23 protein-coding genes and 4 pseudogenes are annotated in these 24,788 nt (G+C 63.0%); 3 read left to right on the top strand and 24 right to left on the bottom strand.

The annotated features are described in order from the left end of the window. Nucleotides 1-167: 167 nt before the first annotated feature. Nucleotides 168-1,387: pseudogene (locus tag ABID59_RS36360) on the bottom strand (NAD(P)/FAD-dependent oxidoreductase). A 459-nt stretch (nucleotides 1,388-1,846) separates the two neighbouring features. Here ABID59_RS36360 and ABID59_RS36355 point away from each other — a divergent pair. Together ABID59_RS36355 and ABID59_RS36350 are read left to right on the top strand one after the other, a co-directional pair. Beyond that, nucleotides 1,847-2,995 (top strand): redoxin family protein, encoded by a 1,149-nt coding sequence (locus tag ABID59_RS36355; protein WP_354086546.1) that lies wholly within the window; start codon nucleotides 1,847-1,849, stop codon nucleotides 2,993-2,995. Nucleotides 2,996-3,342: 347 nt separating this feature from the next. Next, nucleotides 3,343-4,141: pseudogene (locus ABID59_RS36350) on the top strand (transposase family protein); the annotation flags it as partial. Between the two features lie 196 nt (nucleotides 4,142-4,337). Here ABID59_RS36350 and ABID59_RS36345 read toward each other — a convergent pair. The 23 genes and pseudogenes from ABID59_RS36345 to ABID59_RS36235 form a co-directional block, all read right to left on the bottom strand. Next, nucleotides 4,338-4,547, bottom strand: coding sequence for a LuxR C-terminal-related transcriptional regulator (locus ABID59_RS36345; protein WP_502916855.1), 210 nt, complete (start codon nucleotides 4,545-4,547; stop codon nucleotides 4,338-4,340). 876 nt (nucleotides 4,548-5,423) lie between these two features. Continuing rightward, a pseudogene (locus tag ABID59_RS36340) lies at nucleotides 5,424-5,844 on the bottom strand (sigma-54 factor interaction domain-containing protein). Between the two features lie 36 nt (nucleotides 5,845-5,880). Further along, nucleotides 5,881-6,354, bottom strand: a complete 474-nt coding sequence (locus tag ABID59_RS36335) for a response regulator (protein WP_354086545.1) — start codon at nucleotides 6,352-6,354, stop codon at nucleotides 5,881-5,883. Next, nucleotides 6,351-8,051 carry a hydrogenase maturation protein gene (locus ABID59_RS36330; RefSeq protein ID WP_354086544.1) on the bottom strand — a complete coding sequence of 567 codons (1,701 nt, stop codon included), beginning with the start codon at nucleotides 8,049-8,051 and terminating at the stop codon, nucleotides 6,351-6,353. The genes ABID59_RS36335 and ABID59_RS36330 overlap by 4 nt, the downstream gene beginning before the upstream one ends. Before the next feature lie 8 nt (nucleotides 8,052-8,059). Then, nucleotides 8,060-9,100 carry a hydrogenase expression/formation protein HypE gene (gene hypE / locus ABID59_RS36325; protein WP_354086543.1) on the bottom strand — a complete coding sequence of 347 codons (1,041 nt, stop codon included), beginning with the start codon at nucleotides 9,098-9,100 and terminating at the stop codon, nucleotides 8,060-8,062. After that, a complete protein-coding gene (gene hypD, locus ABID59_RS36320; protein ID WP_354086542.1) occupies nucleotides 9,097-10,239 on the bottom strand; it encodes a hydrogenase formation protein HypD in 1,143 nt (380 codons plus the stop codon). The genes hypE and hypD overlap by 4 nt, the downstream gene beginning before the upstream one ends. Beyond that, nucleotides 10,236-10,472, bottom strand: a complete 237-nt coding sequence (locus tag ABID59_RS36315; protein ID WP_354086541.1) for a HypC/HybG/HupF family hydrogenase formation chaperone — start codon at nucleotides 10,470-10,472, stop codon at nucleotides 10,236-10,238. Before ABID59_RS36315 ends, hypD begins: the two co-directional genes overlap by 4 nt. Next, on the bottom strand, nucleotides 10,472-12,724 hold the full coding sequence (hypF, locus tag ABID59_RS36310; RefSeq protein WP_354086540.1) for a carbamoyltransferase HypF: 2,253 nt from the start codon (nucleotides 12,722-12,724) through the stop codon (nucleotides 10,472-10,474). The genes ABID59_RS36315 and hypF overlap by 1 nt, the downstream gene beginning before the upstream one ends. 2 nt (nucleotides 12,725-12,726) lie before the next feature. Then, nucleotides 12,727-13,647, bottom strand: a complete 921-nt coding sequence (gene hypB / locus ABID59_RS36305) for a hydrogenase nickel incorporation protein HypB (RefSeq protein ID WP_354086539.1) — start codon at nucleotides 13,645-13,647, stop codon at nucleotides 12,727-12,729. Continuing rightward, nucleotides 13,647-13,988: a hydrogenase maturation nickel metallochaperone HypA gene (gene hypA, locus ABID59_RS36300; RefSeq protein ID WP_354086538.1), complete on the bottom strand. Its 342-nt coding sequence runs from the start codon at nucleotides 13,986-13,988 to the stop codon at nucleotides 13,647-13,649. The genes hypB and hypA overlap by 1 nt, the downstream gene beginning before the upstream one ends. Continuing rightward, entirely contained in the window at nucleotides 13,981-15,075 is a 1,095-nt protein-coding gene (locus tag ABID59_RS36295) for a nickel-dependent hydrogenase large subunit (protein ID WP_354086537.1), read from the bottom strand. Before ABID59_RS36295 ends, hypA begins: the two co-directional genes overlap by 8 nt. Continuing rightward, a complete protein-coding gene (hybE, locus tag ABID59_RS36290) occupies nucleotides 15,072-15,602 on the bottom strand; it encodes a [NiFe]-hydrogenase assembly chaperone HybE (protein WP_354086536.1) in 531 nt (176 codons plus the stop codon). Before hybE ends, ABID59_RS36295 begins: the two co-directional genes overlap by 4 nt. Further along, nucleotides 15,599-15,808, bottom strand: coding sequence for a rubredoxin (locus tag ABID59_RS36285; RefSeq protein ID WP_148756122.1), 210 nt, complete (start codon nucleotides 15,806-15,808; stop codon nucleotides 15,599-15,601). Before ABID59_RS36285 ends, hybE begins: the two co-directional genes overlap by 4 nt. Continuing rightward, nucleotides 15,805-16,668, bottom strand: a complete 864-nt coding sequence (locus tag ABID59_RS36280) for a hydrogenase expression/formation protein (RefSeq protein ID WP_354086535.1) — start codon at nucleotides 16,666-16,668, stop codon at nucleotides 15,805-15,807. The genes ABID59_RS36285 and ABID59_RS36280 overlap by 4 nt, the downstream gene beginning before the upstream one ends. Then, nucleotides 16,665-17,111 (bottom strand): thioredoxin domain-containing protein, encoded by a 447-nt coding sequence (locus ABID59_RS36275; protein ID WP_148756124.1) that lies wholly within the window; start codon nucleotides 17,109-17,111, stop codon nucleotides 16,665-16,667. The genes ABID59_RS36280 and ABID59_RS36275 overlap by 4 nt, the downstream gene beginning before the upstream one ends. Nucleotides 17,112-17,386: 275 nt before the next feature. After that, nucleotides 17,387-17,683, bottom strand: a complete 297-nt coding sequence (locus ABID59_RS36270) for a HypC/HybG/HupF family hydrogenase formation chaperone (protein ID WP_354086534.1) — start codon at nucleotides 17,681-17,683, stop codon at nucleotides 17,387-17,389. Nucleotides 17,684-17,709: 26 nt separating this feature from the next. After that, on the bottom strand, nucleotides 17,710-18,291 hold the full coding sequence (locus ABID59_RS36265) for a HyaD/HybD family hydrogenase maturation endopeptidase (RefSeq protein ID WP_354086533.1): 582 nt from the start codon (nucleotides 18,289-18,291) through the stop codon (nucleotides 17,710-17,712). A 14-nt stretch (nucleotides 18,292-18,305) separates the two neighbouring features. Beyond that, nucleotides 18,306-19,049: a Ni/Fe-hydrogenase, b-type cytochrome subunit gene (cybH, locus tag ABID59_RS36260; protein ID WP_354086532.1), complete on the bottom strand. Its 744-nt coding sequence runs from the start codon at nucleotides 19,047-19,049 to the stop codon at nucleotides 18,306-18,308. A gap of 9 nt (nucleotides 19,050-19,058) precedes the next feature. Beyond that, nucleotides 19,059-20,849, bottom strand: coding sequence for a nickel-dependent hydrogenase large subunit (locus ABID59_RS36255; protein ID WP_354086531.1), 1,791 nt, complete (start codon nucleotides 20,847-20,849; stop codon nucleotides 19,059-19,061). A 21-nt stretch (nucleotides 20,850-20,870) separates the two neighbouring features. Then, nucleotides 20,871-21,962 carry a hydrogenase small subunit gene (locus tag ABID59_RS36250; protein WP_354086530.1) on the bottom strand — a complete coding sequence of 364 codons (1,092 nt, stop codon included), beginning with the start codon at nucleotides 21,960-21,962 and terminating at the stop codon, nucleotides 20,871-20,873. Nucleotides 21,963-22,160: 198 nt separating this feature from the next. Continuing rightward, a pseudogene (locus ABID59_RS36245) lies at nucleotides 22,161-22,472 on the bottom strand (nickel-dependent hydrogenase large subunit); the annotation flags it as partial. A 987-nt stretch (nucleotides 22,473-23,459) separates the two neighbouring features. Continuing rightward, nucleotides 23,460-23,681 carry a hypothetical protein gene (locus ABID59_RS36240; protein ID WP_354086529.1) on the bottom strand — a complete coding sequence of 74 codons (222 nt, stop codon included), beginning with the start codon at nucleotides 23,679-23,681 and terminating at the stop codon, nucleotides 23,460-23,462. A gap of 82 nt (nucleotides 23,682-23,763) precedes the next feature. Next, the gene (locus tag ABID59_RS36235) at nucleotides 23,764-23,904 is read right to left on the bottom strand and encodes a hypothetical protein (RefSeq protein WP_354086528.1); all 141 of its coding nucleotides are present in this window, start codon (nucleotides 23,902-23,904) and stop codon (nucleotides 23,764-23,766) included. A gap of 773 nt (nucleotides 23,905-24,677) precedes the next feature. On the opposite strand from ABID59_RS36235, the gene ABID59_RS36230 reads away from it, so the two are divergent. Next, a partial coding sequence (locus tag ABID59_RS36230) for a transposase (protein ID WP_502916856.1) occupies nucleotides 24,678-24,788 on the top strand: 111 nt, incomplete at its 3' end.

Genomic DNA, 24,788 nt, shown 5'->3' with positions numbered 1-24,788 from the left:
GCCCATTTTCGTGCCGACGTCAACTCCGCGGCAGAGAAGGACTGCCACGTAATTACTCGTTCGTTCGCTCGGTCAAACATACATGTAGTCGATGGCATCGATACTCAGATCGCGGCATCGTTCCATACTGCTGCGAAGAAAGAGTGCCAACCGAGTTGCCCAGGCGATCAAAACCAGGAATCCATCAGGTGAAAAAGCTGGAAGCCCGCCGTATAAAAGGCTTCCTGAGCTACACGAAAACGCTGGCGTTCAACGGCAGTGACCGGCAACGGCAAATCGTTCTCCGCGATCTGCCCCAATACGTACGAAGCCAAAACACTGCCAAACACTGTGCCTGGTGCGATTCCGCGGCCGTTATAGCCACTGAAACCGATGACGTTGTGGTCCAGCTTGTGAAGCCGGGGCAAGTTGTCCGACGTCATACCAATCATGCCAAACCAGCCGGTTTCAAACTGGACGCCCCGAAGTCCTGGAAAAAGCTTGCGCAGCGATTTTTGGGCCCAGGCCCGGTGAATAGATTGCCCCATCCCCACAAGCGCTCCAGCACTGCCAAACACGGCTCGCCCGGAGCGATCGAGGCGAAACGAAGAGAGGACCTCTCGAGTGTCCCACACACCCTGCCGCTCAGGCCGGATCGACTTTCTCAGATCGGCGGGCAGAGAAGGGGTGGCAAAGTTGAAATAGGGCAGTTGAATCTGTTCCTGCCGTACCTCCGACCAAAGTCCTTTGCTATAAGCGTCCGCGCGACGACCACCCAGTCGGCCTCTACAGATCCGCTTTCGGTGCCGACTCTCCAGCGCAAACCGTTGTGTTGCGCCACGATGGCCTCGCTTTGCGTAAATGTCCTGGCTCCCATCGCAAGCGCGGCCCGCGCTAACCCTCGCGCATAGGCCAATGGCTGTATGGTGCCGGCTTGGCTATCGAGCAGCGCGCCGGTGTAGTCGCCACCGCCTACTTTCCTGTGGGTTGCCTCCGCATTTAGCACCAAGACGGGCGCTCCACGCTTCTGCCACTGTTCGGCACGAGCCTCAATCTCCTCCAGGCCCCTACGTCCGACCGCACAATGCAAGGTGCCGGCACGTTCCACTTCACATTCAATGTCGTGCTTTTCGATGAGTTCGAACACCTTCTGCGGTCCGCGCCCGAGTTGTTCAAGCAACCGTTCTCCAAACGGCGCGCGGAGCGCGTCCGGAAGCGCGTCAGGCATGAGCCACATGCCCGCATTCACGAGCCCGACATTCCGCCCGGAGCCGCCGAATCCTATTTCAGACGCCTCCAAAAGCGCGACACGCGCTCCTCCTTCAGCAAGATGAAGGGCCGCCGACAGCCCCGTATAGCTCTTCAAGCTTACGTATCCTAGCGGCTTCGTCGCAAAATGCGGGGACATGCCAGACGAACGAGATCGCAGATTGCCGATGACGTGAAATCGGCGGGCGATTCAACTACTGCCGGCCGCCGATCGACTCGTTCCTCGCCAGCTTGCGAACGGCTTGGAAAGAGGGCGCATCTCGACCAACGGACCAGCCGATCCTAAAAAGCGAAGCAAGCTCATCGTCGCCCTGACCTTTGGAATTTGTCGGTCAGCGAGCACGATCGGGTTTCTCACGCGCCTCCGCGCTAATGCGCATTCGCAAGACGATCTTCTGGCGGCACGAAGGTCGCGATGCGTGCCCGAAATCCGACGCCGACGCAAAGCATGTCAGGTTACATACAGGGGACCCTACAGGGCGTGTGGATGTTTTTCAAAGCTTTGTCATGTGCTTAGTGCGCGCGGACTGCCTGGCACGGTGATTGCTAATTCAGCCAAAGCGACAAGGTCGCGCAACAACTAACTTTGGAGATAATCATGGCGCGATGTACGGAGTCCCCGGCTCCTTCGCTCAAAGTCGAGAACTGGCTGCGTGGCGAGCCCCTCACGAACTTCCAGCCCGGGAAAGTGTACATCGTCGAATTTTGGGCAACTTGGTGCGGCCCATGTGAGGGGATGATGCCCCATCTGATAGAGCTGCAAGCAAAATACAAAGACGAAGGGGTTGAGGTCGTCGGGGTCGCAGCTTATGAAAAAGCACCAACGGCGGATGAGGCTCGCACCACGTTGGACGCATGGTTGACCGAAAAGTTCTCAAATCTGAACTATCGAATCGGGTTCGACAGTACCGGCGAAATGAACAAGCTTTGGATGGATGCCAGCTCTTCCCTTTTGATTCCGACATCGTTCGTCGTCGACCGCGACGGCCACATTGCCTTTATCGGTGATCCGACCCAAATCGACGCTGTCTTGCCGAAAATTATCAACGGCACTTGGCGCAGCAGCGATCAAGCTAAAGCCGCCGAAGCGAAACGGATTGCGAAAAATCAACGCATGGCGCGCGTATCCTCAATCCGCCGGACAATTCGATCGGCGATGGAAGCAAAGGATTGGCCGGCAGCGCTGTCAGCGGTCGAAGAGGGCATTGCCGCAATGCCGGACAATCTCGAGTTCAGCGAGATTCATGTGGATCTGTTGCTTCACAAAATGCGCGACACGGCGACCGGCTTCCAGGTCTTGCGCCAACTGGTTCGAGATGCGATCGAGAAACAGTCAGAGGCTGTGTATGGGCTGAATATCGTGATGAGGCAACTCTTTGATCCGGAGAACGATAAGGCCCACCTTCCGCGTGCGGAACGCTTTGCGATCGGCAGGGATGTGTCGGAACATATCCTCAATCCTGGGCAAGCCAGCGATGGCCTCGACTTCTATTCTCATGGGGCGCTCGCTCAGTATTACTACGAGAGTGGTGACAAGCAACGCGCGATCGAGCTGATCGAGCGGGCAATGACATGGCTAGACGATCCGGAAATCGTGCCGGAAGATACAAAACAGTATTATATGCCGCGGCTGCTCCAAACCTTGGCCAACTATAGAGGCGAGAAGGTCTGTTGCAGCGGGTCTTGTTCGGTTCCGCAAGAAAACTCTCCTGGAGCTCCCAAAGTGCAGCCGCAGGAGGAGACATGAAGGGCGATGTTAATCGCAGATGCACAATCGGGGCTATGCGCCTTCGAAGCGCTCGCGACTACCAGCAGAACGTCTAGGATCATTTAGGCGATTGCGATACAGCCTAGCCCACAACAAGCGATGCGACGCCCTGCGGCCCGTCTTTGCTGGGTGTCTAGTTAGTCGTTCGTGAAGAACCGTCCAAGCGGTTGATCAAGAATCGATTTTCCGGGCGAGATTAACTTTGATATTGCAAGCTTTCGGGCTTTGACGGCACAAAAGCTTGCAATTTCATCTTTGAGGATTCCGTCGAATCGCAAGCCGAGATTCCCTGATCGCATTGGAGGGAGCGATGCAACCAAGGGAACGATACGACGGTGCAACCCAAGAATGTGATGCCGGTGCCAAGCTGCTGAACCGCACCCGCGATTGATCCGGCTGGAGAAGCGACATGGTGTCAAGCTGCGCCAGTCCTATGCCAGGGTGGGCAAGATCGCGCTGATTAAGCACCAGCGATACGCCCACGCCAAACAGTTCAAGCGCGACACCAGGCCGTTGAAGAAACTCAAGACTTATCTCGGCTGCATCATCCGCGACATAGGCCACAAACTCGGCGGCAACACCGACTTGCTCGGTGTGGTCGAGTTGGAGCGCATGCTGGCGCGGGCGCGACAAGTGCTTGAGCAGAAGCGGCACCAGCGTGGCCCGAAACTCTACTCGCTGCACGCGCCGGAGGTGGAGTGCATCGGCAAGGGCGAGGCGCACCGGCCTTACGAGTTCGGTGTCAAGGTCTCGGTCGCCAACACGCTGGCGCCGGCCCGCGGCGGGCAGTTCGTGACCCATGTGAAGGCGCTGCCCGGGAACCCCTATGACGCCCACACACTTGCAACCGTCATCCCAGAGATGGAAGCGCTGATCGGCAATACTATCGAGCGCGCTCTCCTCGACGTGTTCATCTCAGGACAGAAGCGGCGGGTGACGCCACAGACCAAGCGCGAGCTGCGACGGCGCTCCGCCATCGAGCCGGTCATCAGCCACCTCAAATCCGAGCATAGCATCGGCCACAACTGCCTCTGGCATCGCCAAGGTGACACCAACAACGCCGTTCTCGCCGCCGTCGGCTATAACTTCCGCCGCCTAATCTGCTGGCTCAGGCCCTTGTTGTGGCAAATCATCGGTACCCTCCGAAACCACGGTCAATCAGCCTGCCAATCAGGATTCTTCACGGCCGACTCACTATACCGCTGCGCTCACAACGGGCCGCTACTTTCGGCAGATGCGGATCCCATCTCATGGAGTAGTCCTAGCACCGGATGTTATACGTGCCGTCGGCACAAGTTGACAACAGCAGCACTCCAATAGTTCAAAGAAGCCCGAGGCGGCGCGCTTTGATAGCAGCCTGGATTCGGGTGGTCACTTCCAGCTTTCGCATGGCGTTCTTGATGTGAAAATCGACGGTGTTCCGGCTGATTCTCAATATCACGCCTATTTCCCAGGATGATTTGCCCTCCTCTACCCACTGCAGGCACTGCTTTTCTCGTGCGGAAAGCTCAACGACTTGCCCATCGATCATGTGTTGCTCCTGGAGCCGAGACGACTGGAACGCGATCAGCAAGTGCCGTACCACGCGACGGAGATCGCAAACTCTCCTGCCAACACAAGCCTTGGAGCACCAATCAGCTGCCGATCCAACTGCAGCACCATCGGCCATCGAAGCGATTGCGACATACGTCGTAAATGCGACAGCAGTGGTTGCAACAACGGCACACTTGACCTCCGGGACCTACCCTAGGCCTGGGATAGGTCTCCTCATAGCTGGTAAGCGCCAGCATTATGTCCCGCGCTTGCTCCTGCGCGGCTTTCTGCATTACCCCACGAAGGAGGTGGAGCGGACCCAGCTACATCGGTCGCGGCTCCAAGCCAGAGGTTGTGGGCATTGCCGAAAATGGCGTGGAGGACTGGTTCTGTTCGCGTAAATCGCTCTACGGCTCATTGACACTGGATGAGTTGATAACGGACATCGAGCAAATCAAAGTCATTAACGCTATGCGGACCACGGTGCTAGGCGACACTATTGACTCGAATGTCGCCGCGCGATGCTTGATCCATCTCGTGATCCGCACCGATCGCTTGCATCGCGTGATGTCGGAGGGCGTCAGAAAGGGGTGCGATCCGTCTTATTTGTACGCCATAGCTATCCAGCGGTCATACCTGCGCTCTATATTTGTTTCTTGCCGGAGAAGCCTACAATCTCATGGCCTCATACCGACTATCGTTCGGGGCGGAGGCATGAGCGGCAAGGGCGAAAAGACTCCGATCGCGGCATTAGGGCCGTCCAAGTAATCGGATAATTCCGCGTACCACGAAGCGCCGTCGCAAGAACCGTGGCATGCCGCCGTCGGCGACATTGGATATCAATACGCTGCCGGGCAGCTCTAATTTGACGGCATTAGCGAGCGGCCTCGACCTCGGCCTCCAGGTCGCGGTTGGTCGCCGCCACCACGCGAACGTCGACCTTGCGCACGCGCTGCGCGCCGAGCGGCCGGATCTCGCTCTCCTGCAGCACACGCAGCAGCTTGACCTGGAACGCCGCGGAGGTCTCGCCCATCTCGTCGAGTACCGCCATCGGCGCCGATGCGATCCTGGTAGGCGCCGGTGAAGGCGCCCTTCTTGCAACCGAACAGCTCGCTTTCCAAGAGCTCGTCCGGCAGCGCGCCGCAGTTCTCGACCACGAACGCCTTGTTGGCCCGCGCCGAGCCGTAATGGATCGCGCTGGCCAGAAGCTCCTTGCCGGTACCGGATTCTCCGGTGATCAGAACCGAGATATCGTAGTCGGCGGCGCGCCTGCCGAGCTCGATCACGGCGTGCATCGGGCTTTCCGTCGAATGCACGATGCGGTCGAAATCTCAGAGCTGCTTGGCTACTCCGCGCTTGACCGAGACGACCTTCTTGATGTTCCCCGAGGTCGCCTTGACGTCGACGCCGGCGGTCTCGGTCTCCTTCTGCAGCCGATAGAGCTGAACCGCCTCCTTGACGGTTTCGACCAGTTGGTCCGGCTGCCAGGGCTTGGTGATGTATTGATAGATGCCGGCTTCGTTCAGTCCTGCGATGATGTCCTCGGACTCCGAATAGCCGGAAATGATCATCCGCACCGGATCCGGCCAGAGCTCGCGGACGCGCTTCAGGAAGCTCACGCCGGATTCGTGCGGCATCCGCTGGTCGCAGAGGATCGCGTGGACGATCTCGCCCTCCAGCAGCTTCTCCGCATCGGTCGCATTGCCGACGCAGAGCACCTCGAAATCCTCCCTGAGCACGCGCCGCAGCGCTTCCTGCGAGCGGACCTCGTCGTCGACGACGAGAATGGTTCCCTGAATGCTCACGATGGCACCGCCATTCCGACAGGCCGATCTGGCGCACGCCGGGACCGGTGACCAGCGATGGTCAGCGGCGTGCGCGACTTCGGCACCTTGTGGATGAAATTGTAGCGCGCGACGTGGTAGCTCGGATCGAAGCCGTAGAAATTCAGCTTCATCCGCCGCAGCTCCTCGTCGCGGTAGGATTGCAGGGGCTTCTCGGCCTCATCGGCGGCGCGCCGCTGCCGCTTGGCGGCGAGGCGCATGGCAAAGCCGGCATCCGACGCCATGGTGGCGCCGCGCTGTACGAGGCTTATATCGGCAAGCTCCTCGCCCGATAGCACGCGATCGACGATGCCGAGGCGCCGCGCCTCCGCCACGCCCATCGGGAGCCGGCATTGCGTGATCCGGGTTGCGTTCGCGGCGCCCGCACGGCGCGGCAGCAGATAGGTCCAGTATTCCGAGCCGTAAAGATTGCCCATGTCCTTGTAATGCGGATTGAGGACGATCTGGTCGCTTGCCCAGACCTCGTCGGCGGCAAGAATCAGGAAGACGCCGCCCGCACCCGCATTGCCGCGAATGACCGAGACGACCAGGCGGTCGGTGGTCTCGATGATCGCGCGGGCAAGATCGTCGATCGCATTGATGTTGCGCCAGGACTCATCCGCGGGGCTGTCGGCCGCCTCGATTTCTGCAAGATGAATGCCGTTCGACCAATAATCCCGGCCGCCGGTCAGGAGCAGCACCCTGGTCGGGCGCGCCAGCGCCGCGCGATAGGCCTCGAGCAGGGCCTCACAGTTGGCGGTCGCCATGGCGCCGTTGTAGAAGGAGAACGCGAGCTCGCCGACCTCGCGATGCTCGCGATACCGGATCGGGGCGTAGCCGCAGCCGGGACGGTGCGGCAGATGCGCCGCCTCGGCGGCGAAGAGTTTCGCCGCCGGCAGCTTCAGGCTCTTCGGCGCGAGCTTCCTGACATGCCCGATCCAGACCGCACCATCGACCGTGGCGCGCGCCAGCGCGCCGTCGCATTGCGCGACGACGGTGCCGGGCACGCCGGAGATGCCGTGCGCCTCATGCGCATCGAACAGCCTGACCTCCTGGAAGGACAGACTGTCGACCAGGCCCGGCATGCCGTCGGCGCTGTCAATCTTGCGCAGCACGGTCGCGGTGGTGTCGTGCTGCCAGTCGATCGCCCGGCCCGCCTGGCGGCAAGGTCCGCGCACGCGAATGCGCGGGTCGTCCGTGTCCATCGGCTGCGGGGCAGGCCGTCCGGATTCGATCGCCGCGACGGCTTCGAGCACCGCCGCAACCGCGCAGGACGTCACCTCATTGCGGTAGATGCTGGACTTAGGCGCGCGCCGCATCGGGAAGCTGCGGAACGCCCAGACCGGACCGGCGTCGAACTCGCCATCCGCCTGCAAGACCGTGACGCCCCACTCGCTTGCACCGTCCAGAATCGCCCAGTCGAGCGCCGCCGGACCGCGATCGCCGGGCGGACCGGGATGGACGACCAGGCACCGCAGGCTGCGCCAGACGTCGTTGGGAATCGCCCGCTTCAGGAACGGCGCGATCATAAGGTCCGGCCGATGCAGCGCCACGCTCTCGCGCGTGACCTCGGCATGGATGTCGAGCTCGACCGCGACATCGTGGCCTCGATCCCTGAGCTCGACATGCAGCCGCTGCGTCAGGCTGTTGAAGGAATGCGACAGGAGCAGGATGCGCATGATTTGCCTCAACAGATTCTCGGCAATTGCTCGCCCGACAGCCAGTCGACGATCCGCCCGCCGCCGAAGCTCGTGGCCATCTGCACGAAATGATGATCGTCGGCCACGGCCTCGCCGATGTCGGCGGCGTCGCGGCCAAGCGGATGCGCGCGCATCGCGGCCAGCACTGCAGCAGCATTTTCGGGCGCCACGATCGCCACCAGCTTGCCCTCATTGGCGACATGGAGCGGATCGAGCCCGAGCAGCTCGCACGCTGCCGCGACGCCCGGCTTGACCGGGATCGCCTCCTCGCGAAGATGGAAGCCGAGCTCGGACTGCTGGGCGATCTCGTTCAGCGTGGCGGCAAGCCCGCCGCGGGTGGGATCGCGCATCAGGCGGATGCCGCGGCCGCCGGCTTCGACCATCTTCGCGACGAGATCGTTCAGCGCCGCCGAATCCGAGACGATCTCGGTCTCGAAGGCGAGATTCTGCCGCTTCGACATGATCGCCACGCCGTGATCGCCGAGCGTGCCCGAGATCAGGACGCGATCGCCGACGCGGGCATTCTCCGCCGAGAGATCGAGCCCGTGGGGCACGACCCCAACGCCGGCGGTCGAGATGAACAGGCCGTCGGCCTTGCCGCGCTCGACCACCTTGGTGTCGCCGGTGACGATGTGAACGCCGGCCGTGCGCGCAGCCTCGCCCATCGATTCCGCGATCATCTTGAGGTCGGCGAAGCGGAAGCCTTCCTCGATGATAAAGCTTGCAGAGAGGTAGAGCGGGCGTGCACCGGCCATGGCGATATCGTTGACGGTGCCGTGCACTGCAAGCGAGCCGATATTGCCGCCGGGGAAGAACAGCGGCGAGACCACATAGCCGTCGGTCGTCATCACCATCCGCCCGGCACTAACGTCGAATGCCGACTGGTCGTTGCCGCGCGCCAGCCATTCATTGCCGAAGGCCTCGTGGAACAGACCCGAGATCAACTGCGCCATGGCCCGGCCGCCCGAGCCGTGGGACAGGTCGACGCAGCCGTTCCTGATGTCGAGCTTGCGCTGGTAGGCCTTCATGACACGCGCCTTTGCTGGTGGTCGCGGAAGCGGCCATAGGTCCAGTGTGCGGCGCAGGCGCCTTCGGAGGAGACCATGCAGGAGCCCATGGGCGTCTCCGGCGTGCAGACGGTGCCGAACAGCTTGCAGTCGACCGGCTTCTTCACGCCGCGCAGGATGGCGCCGCATTCGCAGGCGGGATTGTCGTCGACGCGCAGCTCGTGCATGTCGAAGCGCACCTCGGCGTCGTATATGGCGTAAGCGCGCTTCAGCTTCAGCCCGCTATAGGGAACCTGTCCGAGCCCCCGCCATTCGAACTGATCGCGCAGCTCGAAGATGTCGGAGACCTCCTCCTTGGCGCGCAGATTGCCGTCGCGGTTCACCGCGCGGCTGTACTGGTTCTCGACCTCGTGCCTATCCTCATTGACCTGCCGCACCAGCATCAGGATTGCCTGCATCATGTCGAGCGGCTCGAAGCCCGCGATCACCACGGGCTTGCCGAACTCCTCGGCAAAGAACTCGTAAGGGGCCGTGCCGATGATCGTCGAGACATGGGCCGGCCCGACGAAACCGTCGATCTCGACCCGGCCGATGTTGCGGATGTCGGGACTTTCCAGGATGTTCTGCATTGCCGGCGGCGTCAGCACGTGGTTGCAGAACACGGTGAAGTTTTCGAGCTGCTTCTTCTCCGCCAGCCGGATCATGACTGCAGTCGGCGGCGTCGTGGTCTCGAAGCCGATGGCGAAGAACACGACCTCGCGTCCGGGATTGTCCTCGGCGATCCGGATCGCGTCGATGGTGGAATAGACCATGCGGATGTCGGCGCCGCGCGCCTTCGCCTTCAACAGCGATGCGCCCTGCGAGCCGGGAACGCGCATCAGGTCGCCATAGACGCACAGGATGACGTCCGGCCGCTCGGCGAGCCGGATCGCCATGTCGATGCGTCCGCCCGGCAGCACGCACACCGGACAGCCGGGGCCGTGGATCATCCGCACGGTCTTCGGCAGCATGTCCTCGAGGCCGTAACGCGAGATCGCGTGGGTATGGCCGCCGCAGAATTCCATGAAGCGATAGAGCTTTTGCGGATCGGCTTCCGCGCGGATCGCTTTCGCAAGCCCGAGCGCGATCTCCTTGTCGCGAAACTCGTCGGCATATTTCATGACGCGGCTCCCTGCCCCTCGGCGCTAAGCTCGCGCAGCAGCTTGAGCGTCCGCATTGCCTCCTCGGGATCGATCTTCGTCAGGGCATAGCCGACATGGATGATCACATAGTCGCCGACGGCGAGATTCTCGATCAAGGCGACCGATATCTCCTTGCTGACGCCGTCGATCGAGACGATCGCCATCTCGTCGGGCAGGAGCCGCGTGACCTCAGCAGGTATCGCGAGACACATCAGGCGGTTCCTTCCAGGCCGTACTGTTCGAGTTGGAGCGTGGCGATCCAGGCCTGGCCGAGGCTGAGACCGCCGTCATTGGGCGGCACTTGCCGCGGCAGCAGCGGCAAGAGACCGGCGGCGATACAGCCGCGCTCGATCTCGCAACTGAGGATCGCGTTGAGAAAGCAGCCGCCGCTCAGGGCGACGGTCGTGACGCCGGTCTCGCGCGCCGCGCGGGCGATCCAGTCGACGCAGGCAGCGGCGAGCGTGCCATGGAACAGCCCGGCCCCCTCGACCGGATCGATGCCCTCGGCCGCGAGGCGCGCAAGCAACGGAAACAGGGACAGCACCCCATCCTCGATCCTCCAGCCGTCTTTCATGGAGCGCGGCGCGCGAACCCGCGCCTCCAGTTTCATCGCGGCTTCGCCCTCATAGCTCTGCACCTGGCAGAGACCGAGCAGCCCCGCCGCCGCGTCGAACAGCCGGCCGGCGCTGGTCGTCACCGGTACGCCCGGCTGGTCGAGCAAGGCATGGAGACGCGCAGCCTGCGGCTGCGCCGCAAACCGGGTCGCGATCACGTTGCCGCGGGCCAGGCCATGCAATGCGCTTGCAGCCATGCGCCACGGCTCGCGCGCGGCGCGATCGCCGCCCGCCATCTTCATCGGCGCCAGATGGCCGAGCCGCCGGAACTGCGCGCGCTCGCACAGCAGGAGCTCGCCCCCCCAATTGCCGCCGTCGCTGCCCTGGCCGAAGCCGTCGAGCACCAGTGCCAACGCAGATCCCGCGAGGCCATGCTCCGCCATCACGGAGGCGGCATGGGCATGATGGTGCTGGACTGCGATCAGCCGCCGCCCGCTCGCTTCGGCGAAGCGGGTCGAGGCTATGTTCGGGTGCAGATCATGGGCGATAACCGCCGGCTCGACGTCCAGCGTCGACAGCAGGTGGCCGATGGTTTCCTCGAAGACACGGACGCCTTCGGCGGTGTCGAGGTCGCCGACGTGCTGGGAAACGAAGGCCTCGCTGCCGCGCGTGACCGTCACGGTCGACTTCAACGCGCCGCCGACCGCAAGGATCGGCGGCACCGGTCGCGTCAGCCGAACCGGCTCCGGCACGTAGCCGCGGGCACGGCGGCTGAACTGCGTCCGGCCGGCGACGACGGCCGCCACGGAATCGTCGGCGCGGGTGACGATGTCGCGATCATGGCTGACGATGAGGTCGGCGATGCCGGCAAGCCGCAGCTCGGCCTCGCGATTGTCGATCAGAAGCGGCTCGCCGCCGGGATTGGCGCTGGTGGCGACGATCGCCCAGCTCTCGCCGGCGAGCGGATAGGCCGCATCCAGCGCCTCGAAGATCAAATGAAGGAGCGGAGTGACCGGCAGCGCGATGCCGATCCGCGCCAGCTCCGGCGCGATCGCTGGCGAGAGCCGATGGCGCGATGTCATCAGCACGATCGGCCGCGGCGACGTCTCGAGCAAGGCGAGCTCGGCAGCATCGGCGTCGGCGATGCCGGCGACCGCGTCCACCGAGCCGACCATGACGGCAAACGGCTTCTGGTCGCGCTGCTTGCGCTGGCGCAGGCGCTGTACGGCCGCCTCGTCCCGGGCATCGCAGACGAGCTGATAACCGCCGAGCCCCTTGACTGCGACGATCTTGCCTGCGGCGATCGCGGCAGCGATGTCCTCGATACCGTGGCTGAGCCGCGGGCCGCATTGCGGGCAGGCGATCGCTTCAGCATGGAAGCGGCGGCTGTCGGGATCGGCATAGTCGCCCGCACAGGCCTTGCACATCGCAAAGCGCTTCATGGCCGTGGTCGCGCGGTCGTAAGGAAGCCGCTCGGCAATGGTATAGCGCGGACCGCAATGGGTGCAGTTGACGAAGGGGTAGCGATAGAACCGGCTGGCTGGATCGAACAGCTCGCTTAGGCATTTTGGACAGGTCGCGGCATCGGCGACGATGCGTGTCGACACCCTGCCCTGGTCGCTCGCGCGGATATAAAACCCCTCGCTCGCCACCGCCCCGACCGGCTGCACCGAGATCTTGTCGATCCGGGCGAGCGGCGGCTTTTCCAGCGGCAGTGCCCTGACGAAGTCCGACGCGCGCTCGCCCTCGACCTCGATGACGACGCCATGGGAATCGTTGGCGACGAAGCCGCCGAGGCGGTAGCGCGTGGCGAGGCCGTAGACATAGGGGCGAAAGCCGACGCCCTGTACCGCGCCGCGCACGTGCAGGCGCAGCCGCCGTCCGTCCCGCGCCGTGGCCTCGCCGCCCATCGTCACTCCGCCGCCGTCATCGCGGCAGGCGTCGTCGCCGCCATCCGCTTGCGGATCCAGGCAAAGAACGCCGCAAAGCCTTCGCCGGTGCGCGCCGACACCGTCAGCACCTCGATCTTCGGGTTGACCCGGCGCGCATAGTCGATGGTCTTCGCCAGATCGAAATCGAGCACGGGCGCGAGATCGATCTTGTTGATCAGCATCAGCGACGAGGCTGCGAACATGTCGGGGTATTTCAGCGGCTTGTCCTCGCCCTCGGTGGTCGAGAACACCACGATCTTGCAGGCCTCGCCGAGATCGAACGCCGCCGGGCAAACCAGGTTGCCGACATTCTCGATGAAGAGCAGGCCGCCGTTCAGCCAGGGCAGCCGGTCATAGGCCTCGCCGACCATGGCGGCGTCGAGGTGACAGCCCTTGCCGGTATTGACCTGGATCGCCGGCACGCCGGTCGCGCGAATGCGCTCGGCATCGTTGGAGGTCTGCTGGTCGCCTTCGATCACGCCGATCGCAAAGCTTACCTTCAGCTCGGACAGGGCGCGGACCAGCAGCGAGGTTTTGCCGGCGCCGGGGCTGGAGACCAGGTTGAAGGCGAGCACGCCGTCGGCCGCGAAGCGGGCGCGGTTGTCGGCCGCAAGCCGGTCGTTCTTGCCGAGGATGTCGCACTCGACCTGGATGATGCGGTCGCTGCTCATGCCGGCGATCTTCTGGCCCGCGGGATTGGCGCCGCAGTCGAGCAGCCCGGCCTCATCGGGGGCGTGGTCGTGGGCACCACCGTGGCGATGGTGGTGACCGTGGTCGTGGCCATGACCGCGGTGATGATGATGGTGCCCGCCGTGCTCATGGCCATCGCCGTGATCATGATGATGACCATGCGCATCTTCGATCGATGCCTTGCCGTCGCTGCAGCCGCAGACCGTACACATCAGTCGACCTCCAATTCCCTTACGCGCATCTCTTCGCCGCCCGTCACCTGCAATTGGTAGCCGCCGCAGGACGGGCACGGCTCGTAACGCCGCCCGATCTCAACGGTTTTGGAACAGGCCATGCACCAAGCCGTGCCGGGCGTCTCGACGATCTCGAGCCGCGCGCCTTGCGCGATGGTTCGCGCGGCCACGGCCTCGAAGCAGAATTTCAGCGCCTCCGGCGCGACATGGCTCAGCGCACCGATCTCCAGACAGACGACGTTCATCTTGGTGAAAGCGCGCTTGCGCGCTTCCTCCTCGACGATACCGACGATGCCTTCGCACAGCGCCATCTCATGCATGGCTGGCCTCGCGAAATTGCAGGCTGAAGCCGACGCAGGGATCGAAGGAGCCGACCAGCGCGCGAACCGCGTCCTGTCCCTGCCGGCCGGTCGCGAGCGTCGCGCCCTTGAGGCTCCTGACCAGCGGTCCGCGGGCGTGAAAATTCCACTCGGTCGGTGCCAGGAACTCGAAGTTGACGACGCGATCCTCGTCGTCCAGTGCGACGGCGTGATGGAGGCGCCCGCGTGCGCATTCGACCGCGGCTGCCCCCTTGCCCGCGCCGAGCCGGTAGCTCGCGACGACGCCTTCATCGAGATTCGCATCGCCACGATCGAGCCAGGCGCAGAGCCGCGCGACCTCGGCAATCCGCGCCTTCAGACGCGCGGCGGAGCCCGCTTCCGCCGCCGAGACCGCTTCACGGCGTGCCCTGCGCGCCCAGACGCCGGTTTCCGGAATCCGGCCGCAGAGGTCCGGCGCATCGGAATAGGCCGCACCGTCCGCCAGCAGACGCGTGACGATGTCTAAATCGTCCGCCACCGTCAGGAAGGATGGATCGGCCTCGGGCTCTGACACCAGCTTGCCGTGGCATCCCGCGACGGAGGCGGCGAGCGGGCTGCCCGGCGCGAGCGTCTCGTCTTCTTCGCCGGCGATCCCCATCGCGCCGAGCGCGGCCTTGATCTGCACCACCGCGTCGCGATGCAAGGCCGGCGGGACGGCCTCGTCCGCGCCCCCAAGCAGCGCGCTTGCCTGCATTACGGCGCGCACCGCCGGAGCGTTTGTGCCGTCGAGCGCGAGCCGTCCGACGAACAGGCCGCGCAGCAGTTCGGTCAGCCGCTCGACCACGACTGCGGTGACGCGGCGCCGCACCGTTGCGGGAGCCGCCTCCCGCCCTTGCGCGGCTTCCACCGCCGACTGGAACGCCACGTGATGGGCGATCGAGCACAGCGAGAACAGACGCGGCAGCACCGGAAGCAGCGAAGCCGCGGGCTTTCCCGCAAACAGCCGCGTCAGCGGCGGCCGGTTGCGCGGCTTGATCGCGACGTCGGCGATCGTGGCGCCGGACAACAGCACCGTAATATCGATCTCGTTGCGAAACGAGAGACTCATCCATGCCGCTCCGTCAAGGCAGCACCCCGCAGGAAGTTACGCCGATCGATCGGGCTTGTCGCGGGCTCGCGGCGGCGAACCGCCTCCTCGCTGTCCGCCGGCAGCATCAATTCGGCAAGCGCGGCTTCGGCCGTCGCTCGCGCGGCATCCATGTCGGCGAATTGGAACATCGGCGAGAACAGCGAGCAGCTCGCGATCCGGCCGATCCGGGCGACCTCGCTGAGGGTGAATTCGATATCGCCCGCGGGAAAACGCATTCGCACGGTCGCGCCCGAGGTGGCTGGCGTCACCGCGCCCGCCGGCATCGCCACGTTCATGAACCACGACGTGACCATGATGCCGACGATCGTGCCGTTGAAGGGACGGAAACCGACCGGCTCGACGTCGAGCGCATCGTTGTAGATGGGTAGATCGCGCATCGCGCGCTCGCCGATCTCGCGGTAGCTTGCGGCCAGAAGCTCGCCCCACGCCGCGGCGTCGGGGTCGCCGGCAGGACCTGACGCACTCGCTGGCGCGCTGCCTATCATGTTTCGATCGCCATGAACTTGGATTTTGGCGCGTCGCAATTCGGGCAGTGCCACTCCTCCGGCAGCGCCGCGAACGGCGTGCCCGGCGCGATCTGCGCTACCTCATCGCCATCCGCCGGATCGTAGACGGTCCAGCAGATGCCGCATTCCAGCCGCGTGACGTCGGCGACGTCCTGGCGCACGCCAATATTCTCGAAGGCGCTCATTTGAAGTAGGCCTCGATGATTTCCTGCAGCCGCTCGGCGGAATCCTCGAAATCCTCGTCCGCTGCCAGCGCAACCGTCGGCGCGCCGCCGACTTCGAGCGTATCGAGAATGATAGTGTCCATGGCGTTGAAGAACTGCACCGACCAGACATTGCGGATGCCGGTGGAGAGCACCCGGCAGGTGCCGTAGCCGCGCGACACCAGCTGGATCGGTCCGTTCCGGATCGTGTCCTGCAGGAAGCTCATGTCGACCGGGCTCATCGGCAGCAGCGTGAAATTGATGATCTGCGAGCGAATGCCGGGCCGCCAGGCCTGTGCCCACTCGCGGATTTCGGCGAGCACCGGCAGCACGTTCATGGCGCCCTCCGGCACCTGCCCGATCTCGAAATCGGCGGATGTCAGGTCGGCAGCCGCGCGCTTGACGATCTCGGGAACCGCGCCGATCTCGAGATATTCGGAAGTGGCGTCGGTCTCGAGCCGCACACGCCAAATTCCCGCCAGCACCGATTCCTGGATCTGCGCCAGCGATCCGTCCGGCAGCGCGACGACGCCGGCGACCTCGCCTTCGCCGAGCACGTCGGCCACCAGCTTGCTCTCGAGATCGTTGAGATTGGCCAGCCGAAACAGTCTTGTCGGCGCGTTCGCCTTTTGATCCACGATGGCATCCGCGATCCTCGAGAGCAGCGCGACCGCGTTCGGGCAGCTCTTTGCAAGCTCCGCACTGTCGAGCGTTGCAAGCTTTGCGAGCGCGCCGGCCGCCGTCAGGCTTCCCTTCGCTGCATTGAGACTCTCGTCGCCGATCGGAAACACGTTGACTGGTTGCCCGGCGCCTTCGGGCGCATCCCAGAAGCCAGCCTTCATAGCCCGACCTCTTGTGCGCGATGCTGGGGAACGATGGTGACGGCGACTGCGGCGCCTTGCCCGCGCGGCCGGTCGATCAGCTTGGTGATGCGGTCGGCATACACCGACCAGTCCTGGATCTTGGCGATCAACCCCAGCGTCTTGCCGTTGGCGACGAAGATCAGCGTCGGCTGCACCCGCACTTCGAAGCGCTCGCCGAGCACACGCTCAGCGTCGCGTGCGATGATCGCACCGCGCAGCCGATTGCCGAACGCTGCGATAAGCTCGGGCAGCACCACGGCGACATCGATTGCCTCCGGAAAGCGGTTGGGATCGCCCGCCGACAGCAGCACCGCGACCGCACCGGCCTCGTCCGCTCCGCCAAGAAAATGATCGACCGTCGCAGCATCGACCTCGGGCAGACCACTCCGCGCCAGATCATGCTTTCCCACCTGGAATTCCATCGAACCTCTCCTGACAAGCTTGTGTTTTTGCCGAACTAAAGGTTAGCAAGCCACGTGCCAGGATCGGTTATCACATGTTCGGATTTATCCCATTGATCCAGATCATGTATTTCTTGGCGCCGACTGTAAGCCAGGCTTCAATGGAAAGATACTTGCCATATCTGGTGAGAGCTGTCTTTGCAGGTAGAAATCGATCTTCCAGGCGCGCAGCGGCCGCCGAGGCCGGCCGGTCACTGATGTCGTCAACGCATCAAACGGGAGAAGCAGCGGCGATCCTAGTCGGACCGCAGGTGCTGGGGTAGTTGCGGCTCGCGGTCGATGAGGTCGGCGAAGAAGCGGTCGCAATCCTCGCCGTCGAGCGCCGCGCTGAGACCTTCGATCGCATTCGCGATCAGGCGTGCCTCGTCCTCGTCCAGCAGCCGGATCGCGGTGTCGATATAGACCAGCACCTTGGCGCCGACCGGAGGATTCGAGAGCAGCAGCACAGAGACGGGGCGCTGCTCGCCGCGATACGCGCACAGCGCCGAGATCCCGTCGGTCTCGACAATCGTCATGGGCAGGCCGAGGCACATGGGCAAGTCTCCGAAAGTGTGGCCGATCAGGCCGGCGGCGTCTCGTAATGGAGATGATCGATGTCATTGGCGAGCAGCCGCTCGATATCTGCCAATGGCTCGGCGCGTTGGCTCACCGTGAGGCCCCATTCGGCCAGGATGGCGCAAGCGAGATTGATCGCCGGCGCGATCTGGTCGCGCACCGGCGGCGTCAGCGGCCCGCCCCAGTCTTCGAGATCGAGCGGCTGGCAGCCGATCAGCACCAGATGTTTCGGGCAGCGGCCGAGCAGGTCGGCCGCGCTGATGACTTCCTGGAAGCCGGTCTGGTGCAGGCTCATCTTCTTGGCGCCAGTGAAACGCGGCACCTCGTCGTCACGCACAAGCTTCAACTGGCCGGGCTCGAGGCCATAGTCGATCGCGTCGAACACGATCAGGCGGTCCGCCTCTTCCAGATAGTTGACGAGATAGAGCCCCTGCGTGCCGCCATCGAGAATGGTGACATTGTCGGGTACGGCGTAGCGGCGGTGGAATTCCTCCACCACCCGGACGCCGAACCCTTCATCGGCCCACAGGATATTGCCGATGCCGAGCACCAGGATGCGATCGTCTTGCGAGAATGTCGGCTTCACTTGGCGTTCCCGTTTCAGCCGCGGAATTGCCGTTCGCCCGAGATCATCGAGGAGATGATGCTCTGGCGCGACATGATGTCTTCGCGGATCGCGGTGTAGATGTGCACCATCACGAACACGACCAGCGCCCACATGCCGAGATGATGCCAGGTGTGCACGTCCTGGCTGTTCGGCCAGATCGCAAACACCCAGCCGAACAGCTTATGCTGCCAGCTATCGATGCCGGTGCCTTCCGAATAGAGCGCAATCCCGGTGATGATCATGAAAGCCACGAACAGCGTGAATCCCGTGAACATCGCAATCTGCGCCAGAGGATTATGGCCGACATACATCTTGGGCTCGCGCTCCAGGAACGCGTACCAGCGGATTTCATGCAGCACTTCTTTCCAGAACTGCCTGCGATGCACCGGCAGATAGAAAATCTGCCGGGAGTGGTGGTTGCCGACGAAGGCCCAGAGGATGCGGGCGAGGAAGAACACCGCCAGCACCTGCCCCGCCGCGAAATGGGCAAACCGGATGTAGCCCATCACGAAGTTGTCGGACGCCTCGCCCGCGACCGTCGGCAACGGCGTTCCGATCAGATAGCCGGTCACCATAAGCACGATAATCGAGAACGCGTTCACCCAGTGACAGATCCGTACCGGCGCTTCGTAGACATAGACGCTAGGACGACCCACCGCACGTTCTCCGGAAGCATCGGCTGCGATCGCTGCGAGGTCGGGCCTGGCGTCCGAGGCGGGAGCAACTGCATCCATCATGATCCTCTCCTACCTGACCTTGACCTTGGCAAGCTCCTGGCCGTCCCGACTCATGACGTGCGTCGAACAGGCCAGGCACGGATCGAAGGAATGGATGGTGCGCAGGATCTCCAGCGGCTGCTCGGGATTGACCATCGGCGTGTTCATGAGCGACGCCTCGAAGGCGCCAATATTTCCCTTGGGGTCGCGCGGCGACCCGTTCCAAGTCGTCGGCACCACGCACTGGTAGTTGTCGATCTTGGTGTCCTTGATCTTGACCCAGTGCGCGAGCGCGCCGCGCGGCGCCTCGGTGAAGCCGACTCCCTTGGCCTCCTTCGGCCAGCTCTCCGGCTTCCACTTGTCGACATTGGCGGTCGAGCTGTCGCCGGCCTTGATGTTGGCGACGAGCTTGTCCTGGAAGTAGCGCATCTGGCGCCCGGCCCAGACGGATTCGAGCGCACGCGCCGCCGTGCGGCCGAGCGTCGAGAACAGCGCCGACATCGGCAGGTTCAGATCCCGAAGGAACTTGTCGACGGGATCCTTGAACTCCGCCTTGTTCTGCGCGTAGCCGACGACCCAGCGCGCCAGCGGGCCGACCTCCATGGCGTGACCGCGCCAGCGCGGCGCCTTGATCCAGGAGTACTTGCCGCCTTCGTCGAGCTGCTCGATCGCCGTCTTGGTGCCCTTCGCGTTGGGTCCCAGCACGTAATTCGGCTCGGTGACGCCGTCCCAGGGATGAAGTCCCTTGGTCTCGTCGGGATATTTGTACCAGGAGTGCACCACGAACTCCTGGATCTCGTCGGGATTGGCGTGGTCGACCGGAAGCACCTCGGACAGGTTGCCGTTGATAATGGCGCCGCGCGGCAGCTTCAGGCTCTTGGCGGAATAGTCGTTGGCATGTTCTGGCACATCGCCATACGAGAGCACGCTCTGGCTCGAAAGGCCGCCGCCATAGAGCCAATCCTTGTAGAATGAGCCGATCGCCGCCACATCGGGGAGATAGACCATTTCGTTGAACTCGATCAGACGGTCGATGATCGAGGAGACCAGGTTCAGCCGTTCCATGTTGATGGCGCCGACAGCGCCGGTGCCGTCGACATTGATCGGACAGGGCACGCCGCCGACGAGCCAGTTAGGATGCGGGTTCTTGCCGCCGAAGATGGTGTGAATCTTGACGATCTCCTTCTGGAAATCGAGCGCCTCCAGATAATGCGCCACCGCCATCAGATTGGCCTCGGGCGGTAGCCTGTAGGCTTTGCTGCCCCAATACCCGTTCTTGAACGGACCGAGCTGCCCCGACTCGACGAACTTCTTGAGACGGGTCTGCAGATCCTTGAAATAGCCGGGTGACGACAGCGGCCAGCTCGAGATCGACTGCGCCAGCGTCGAGGTCGCCCGCGGATCGGCCGAGAGCGCGGAGACCACGTCGACCCAATCCAGCGCGTGCAGGTGATAGAAGTGAACGACATGGTCGTGCACCTGCAGCGCGAGCTGCATCAGATTGCGGATCGAGTTGGCATTCTCCGGAATTGTGATCCCAAGTGCATTCTCGACCGCGCGGACCGAAGTCAGGGCATGCGTGCCGGTGCAGACGCCGCAAATCCGTTCGGTAAACGCCCAGGCGTCGCGCGGATCGCGATTCTTGAGGATCACCTCGATGCCGCGCCACATCGTGCCGGTCGATACGGCGTTACGGATGATGTTGTTGGAATCGACGTTGACCTCGACCCGCATGTGACCTTCGATGCGGGTGACCGGATCGACGACGATGCGCTTGCCGGAATTGTCGAGCTTGAACCCATTGGGTGTCTGGATGCCCATCGCTATCTCCCCTGAACTCGATTAGTGATCTTGGTTCGCATCGTCGCGCTTGTTGGCGAGGCGCTTCGCCGCCGTCACCGCGGCATGCGCCGCGACCGCCGCGCCGACGGCGCCGGCTGCCGCCATGCCGATCTGATCGGCATTCTTCTCGATGCCGAACTGCTTGATGTTGGTGAGGCGGTCGTAGAATGAGCCCTTGTCCCAGAAGCCGTCCTCTGAGCATCCGATGCAGCCATGACCCGACTGGATCGGGAAGGAGACGCCGCCGTTCCAGCGCACGGTCGAGCAGGCGTTGTAGGTGGTCGGCCCCTTGCAGCCCATCTTGTAGAGGCAATAGCCCTTGCGCGCGGCCTCGTCGTCCCACTCCTCGACGAACTGCCCCGCGTCGAAATGCGGGCGCCGGTAGCACTTGTCATGAATGCGCTGCGAGTAGAACATCTTCGGTCGGCCCTGGCGATCGAGCTCGGGCAGCTTGCCGAAGGTGGTGATGAAGGTGACGACTCCGGTCATCACCTCGGCGATCGGGGGGCATCCCGGCACCTTGATGATGGGCTTGTTGGTGATCACCTTGTCGATCGGAGTTGCCTGTGTCGGATTGGGCTTTGCCGCCTGCACGCAGCCCCAGGAGGCGCAGGCGCCCCAGGCGATGATTGCCATCGCGTCCTCGGCCATCATCTTCAGCTTCTCGACGAACGGCTTGCCGCCGTCGATGCAGAACATCCCGCCTTCGTTCAGCGGCGGATTGCCTTCCACCGCGAGGATATACTGGCCTTTGTGCTTGGCGCGGGTCTCCTCGAGGATGGCTTCGGCCTGGTGGCCCGCAGCCGCCATGATGGTGTCGTCGTAGTCGAGCGAGATCATCGACAGCACCGCATCCTTGACCAGTGGATGCGCGGAGCGAATGAAGCTTTCCGAGCAGCAGGTGCATTCGAGGCCGTGCATCCAGATCACGGGCACGCGCGGCTTAAGTTCGAGCGCGTTCGCGATGCGGCTCGCCGCCAGAGCTCCGAGGCCGAGGCTCGTCGCCGTCAGGCTGCAGAATTTATGAAAGCTCCGACGCGTGATGCCTTGCCGCCTGATCACGCTGTAAAACGTTTCCGTCGCCGCGCCCATGAATCCTCCCGCCTTCGGCTTTGACTTTTCGATGACGCAAAGGGTAGCAAGAAGCAGGCCAACAGCCTGGAGAGATTCAAAAGTGGAGAGATTCCAAAACGTTGCGAATTTGAACCACTTTCATGAACGGTACGCGAGGACGCTGCCAACACGAGAAGCGGAAACAATTCGATTTGCAGCCGGCAACGAAGTTTCCGGTCAATGCGCGATGCACACCATGCAGGGATCGAGCGAGCGCACGATGTGCTGGATCGCAACCGCACGCGGGCCGGCGTCGCCGACATCAGTGCCGACCAGCGCCTGCTCCAGCGGGCCGCCGACGTCGAAGGAATCGCGCGGCGAGAGATTCCAGGTGGTCGGCGCGATGATCTGGTAGCGCTCGATCTTGCCGTCGCGCACCGCCATCCAGTGCCCGAGACTGCCGCGGGCGGACTCGACAAACCCGACATAGCTTCCGTCGGGGAGCTCGCGCGATTTGTCGCAGAACGGCTCCGACAGCCGCAGCGCGCGTCCGCTGCTCCATGGCAAGCGCGATGCGCGTGGTACGGCACCGCCCCTATCCAAACAGCTGGATGGTGGTCCGACCAACAGCAGCGTCACTCGAGCGAGCGCTGGGTCGCGCAAGGCGATTTCTTCAGGCGAACGCCCCTTCAATCTCCGATTCGTGATGGCCCGATTCGCTGCTAGGTACCTCCGCACAACACCTGGAAGCAGATCTTCCTTTTGAGGTCGCACGATCAGCCTTGTATCTTGTCTATCCGCCCCGCATTCCCGCGGAAACGGCTGCGCAATCAACGACGTTTAGGTGTCTCGCCCCATTTAAGGGGCGCCGGATTAGCCAGGGCTGAAGATCAAATAGAGCAGGATCGCGGGCACGACGACTTTCCTGTCGGTTGGTACGCGACGTCTTGAAACACGGTCCAGATCGGGGCCTAGGGCCTTGGCGCGGTTCGCGTCGCGCTGGATCGTCCGTTCTGGTTTTCCTGTCTTGTGGCGGTCTTTTTCCCGCGGCGCCCGCTCGCGCCGTGCTTCGTCTCCGGATGCAGGGCTCTATATGCCGCCTTCTGCTTCGCGATCAGCTCAGTGCGCTGCGGTGGGGTCAGGTCGCGGCGGACCAGGCTCTCGTCGATGCCGGTCAGGGGCGCCTAATGGGAAACACAGCAAATTTCCCCGGACTAGGAACACCAGCCGGCGCCGCGAGGTTCTTCCGCGGGAGGGGCTAGGACTTGCGGAGTTCTCTTCCATGGCTACCCAGATCGTGATGGACCACACAGGCGACAGCAGAGATTTTTTTGACCAAACCACTGCGTCGGAATTCCTGACTGAGCTGCGAAACATCGAGATGCATCGTGAGCTGTGACTGCGCGAGCCTGCCAAATGCTTGGGGCTCTTGACCGCTACCGGTCCGTTCACGACCCGTGAGATAGCGCGGGACGACATCCTCTTGGAGACAACGCCCGTCGGGGCTGTGCCGCAGGGCGACGGCGGCGGACCGTCCTACTGTTCAGGATTGCCGATGTCGAACGCGCCTAGACGGTAATCTTCACCCACCGAATGCTCAGTCATCGGCCGCGGGATCAAAGTGAACGTCGCATCGGGGTAGCGCGTCCACACCGCAATGTCCTCTGAAGTGACGTTTAGATATCCGAAAAAGCACTTATATCGACCCGGCTGCGTCACCCGGCCGATTTTGTCCCAATTGATCTTGTTAACGCGCATCCTAGCTCAACTCGTTCTCAGGCAGCGAACCGGGCGGAGGTTTAAGTGCTTCGAGGTCGGCTTCGATCACCGCCAATTCCTCTTAAATTGCTCTTACTGCGTTTTCTGGGTTGATGCCCGATATGGCTTGCAGCTGGGCGAGCACCTTGCGCCGATGCGCCAGCAAGTCGGCTAGAGCGCGTCGGTCCCGCACCTTCACGTAGCCCGCGACGATCAATTCCATGGCCTTTGACACGTTCGTCGTTTCCCACCGGTTTGCGGGTTATCGGGGGCGGCTAAGTTCTGTCAGACCGGCTTCGGTCATACGATATTCGACACCGTCGCCGGTTGAGCGTCGCTCCATCCATCCGTTTCGTAAAAGAGCGAGCGTTGTTCCGGGGTGGTCGGGAAGCTTCGAAGAAGACACCCAATCGCGGTCACGAAGAGGGTCGAGCATTTGCCGGTGATACTGATTAAAAAGCGGCCTGCGCGGGCGTTCGGTTTCCATGGCCGTTTGTTGCCATCGCACCGTTTAAGATCAGTTACGGATCGGGAACAGCCGGCATCTTTTCTAAATGGTTCATGGATATTGTTTTGCGGCATGGATGATCGAGGACGCATCTGTTTGGTTCGGGCTGGCCCTTAGGCGAAGCTATGCTCCCTACCGGCGTGCATGGTGCGCGATAATCGATTGCCTGAGCCCAGCCGCTTGCCGGCACCGCCGTGGTTCGAACGGCCCACCCGAATTCTCGAAACCGCGGCGGCCTGCACCGCCGCGCGCCTGAGCCGCGGGGCTCAGCGAATGACTACGCCGCACCCGCCAAGTGGTTTTTACGCTCGCTTGCAGCGCTTTCAAAATAGTGGGGCGAGCGAGTAGGATGAGCGGGAAGTCCGTTTCTCAGGTACGGAGTGATCGAGCGAAGGGCGACCGATCTCTAAGTGTCTGTCCGAGAACATCTTGAATCATCGGAATCGTTTGTGATTCAAGGGAGGCGGTCCGAATTTGAAGGGGCGCCCATGTGGACGAAGGAGAACCGCAGTCGTTACGACCGCAGCCGGCTACGTTATCCCAGCGACTTGACCGATGAGGAATGGGCGTTGGTGGAGCCGCTGATTGCGCCGGCCAAG

This window comes from Bradyrhizobium sp. S3.3.6 (assembly GCF_040546905.1).
Classification (GTDB): Bacteria; Pseudomonadota; Alphaproteobacteria; order Rhizobiales; family Xanthobacteraceae; genus Bradyrhizobium; species Bradyrhizobium cytisi.
Note: the sequence above shows the minus strand (reverse complement) of the source record. Positions and strands in the feature narration are given on the sequence as shown.

Excerpts from the sequence above, each read along its gene's own strand:
- ABID59_RS36240 (WP_354086529.1), bottom strand. The coding sequence starts at position 23,681 with ATGCGCGTTAACAAGATCAATTGGGACAAAATCGGCCGGGTGACGCAG.
- hypE (WP_354086543.1), bottom strand. The coding sequence starts at position 9,100 with ATGAAGGCCTACCAGCGCAAGCTCGACATCAGGAACGGCTGCGTCGAC.
- ABID59_RS36315 (WP_354086541.1), bottom strand. The coding sequence starts at position 10,472 with ATGTGTCTCGCGATACCTGCTGAGGTCACGCGGCTCCTGCCCGACGAG.
- ABID59_RS36355 (WP_354086546.1), top strand. The coding sequence starts at position 1,847 with ATGGCGCGATGTACGGAGTCCCCGGCTCCTTCGCTCAAAGTCGAGAAC.
- ABID59_RS36330 (WP_354086544.1), bottom strand. The coding sequence starts at position 8,051 with ATGCGCATCCTGCTCCTGTCGCATTCCTTCAACAGCCTGACGCAGCGG.
- hypB (WP_354086539.1), bottom strand. The coding sequence starts at position 13,647 with ATGTGTACGGTCTGCGGCTGCAGCGACGGCAAGGCATCGATCGAAGAT.
- ABID59_RS36250 (WP_354086530.1), bottom strand. The coding sequence starts at position 21,962 with ATGGGCGCGGCGACGGAAACGTTTTACAGCGTGATCAGGCGGCAAGGC.
- hypA (WP_354086538.1), bottom strand. The coding sequence starts at position 13,988 with ATGCATGAGATGGCGCTGTGCGAAGGCATCGTCGGTATCGTCGAGGAG.
- ABID59_RS36345 (WP_502916855.1), bottom strand. The coding sequence starts at position 4,547 with ATGATCGATGGGCAAGTCGTTGAGCTTTCCGCACGAGAAAAGCAGTGC.
- ABID59_RS36285 (WP_148756122.1), bottom strand. The coding sequence starts at position 15,808 with ATGAGCGCCTTCGAGAATATTGGCGTGCGCCAGGACGTCGCCGACGTC.
- ABID59_RS36270 (WP_354086534.1), bottom strand. The coding sequence starts at position 17,683 with ATGTGCCTCGGCCTGCCCATGACGATTGTCGAGACCGACGGGATCTCG.
- hybE (WP_354086536.1), bottom strand. The coding sequence starts at position 15,602 with ATGATAGGCAGCGCGCCAGCGAGTGCGTCAGGTCCTGCCGGCGACCCC.
- hypF (WP_354086540.1), bottom strand. The coding sequence starts at position 12,724 with ATGGGCGGCGAGGCCACGGCGCGGGACGGACGGCGGCTGCGCCTGCAC.
- cybH (WP_354086532.1), bottom strand. The coding sequence starts at position 19,049 with ATGATGGATGCAGTTGCTCCCGCCTCGGACGCCAGGCCCGACCTCGCA.
- ABID59_RS36275 (WP_148756124.1), bottom strand. The coding sequence starts at position 17,111 with ATGGAATTCCAGGTGGGAAAGCATGATCTGGCGCGGAGTGGTCTGCCC.
- ABID59_RS36255 (WP_354086531.1), bottom strand. The coding sequence starts at position 20,849 with ATGGGCATCCAGACACCCAATGGGTTCAAGCTCGACAATTCCGGCAAG.
- hypD (WP_354086542.1), bottom strand. The coding sequence starts at position 10,239 with ATGAAATATGCCGACGAGTTTCGCGACAAGGAGATCGCGCTCGGGCTT.
- ABID59_RS36280 (WP_354086535.1), bottom strand. The coding sequence starts at position 16,668 with ATGAAGGCTGGCTTCTGGGATGCGCCCGAAGGCGCCGGGCAACCAGTC.
- ABID59_RS36235 (WP_354086528.1), bottom strand. The coding sequence starts at position 23,904 with ATGGAATTGATCGTCGCGGGCTACGTGAAGGTGCGGGACCGACGCGCT.
- ABID59_RS36295 (WP_354086537.1), bottom strand. The coding sequence starts at position 15,075 with ATGAGTCTCTCGTTTCGCAACGAGATCGATATTACGGTGCTGTTGTCC.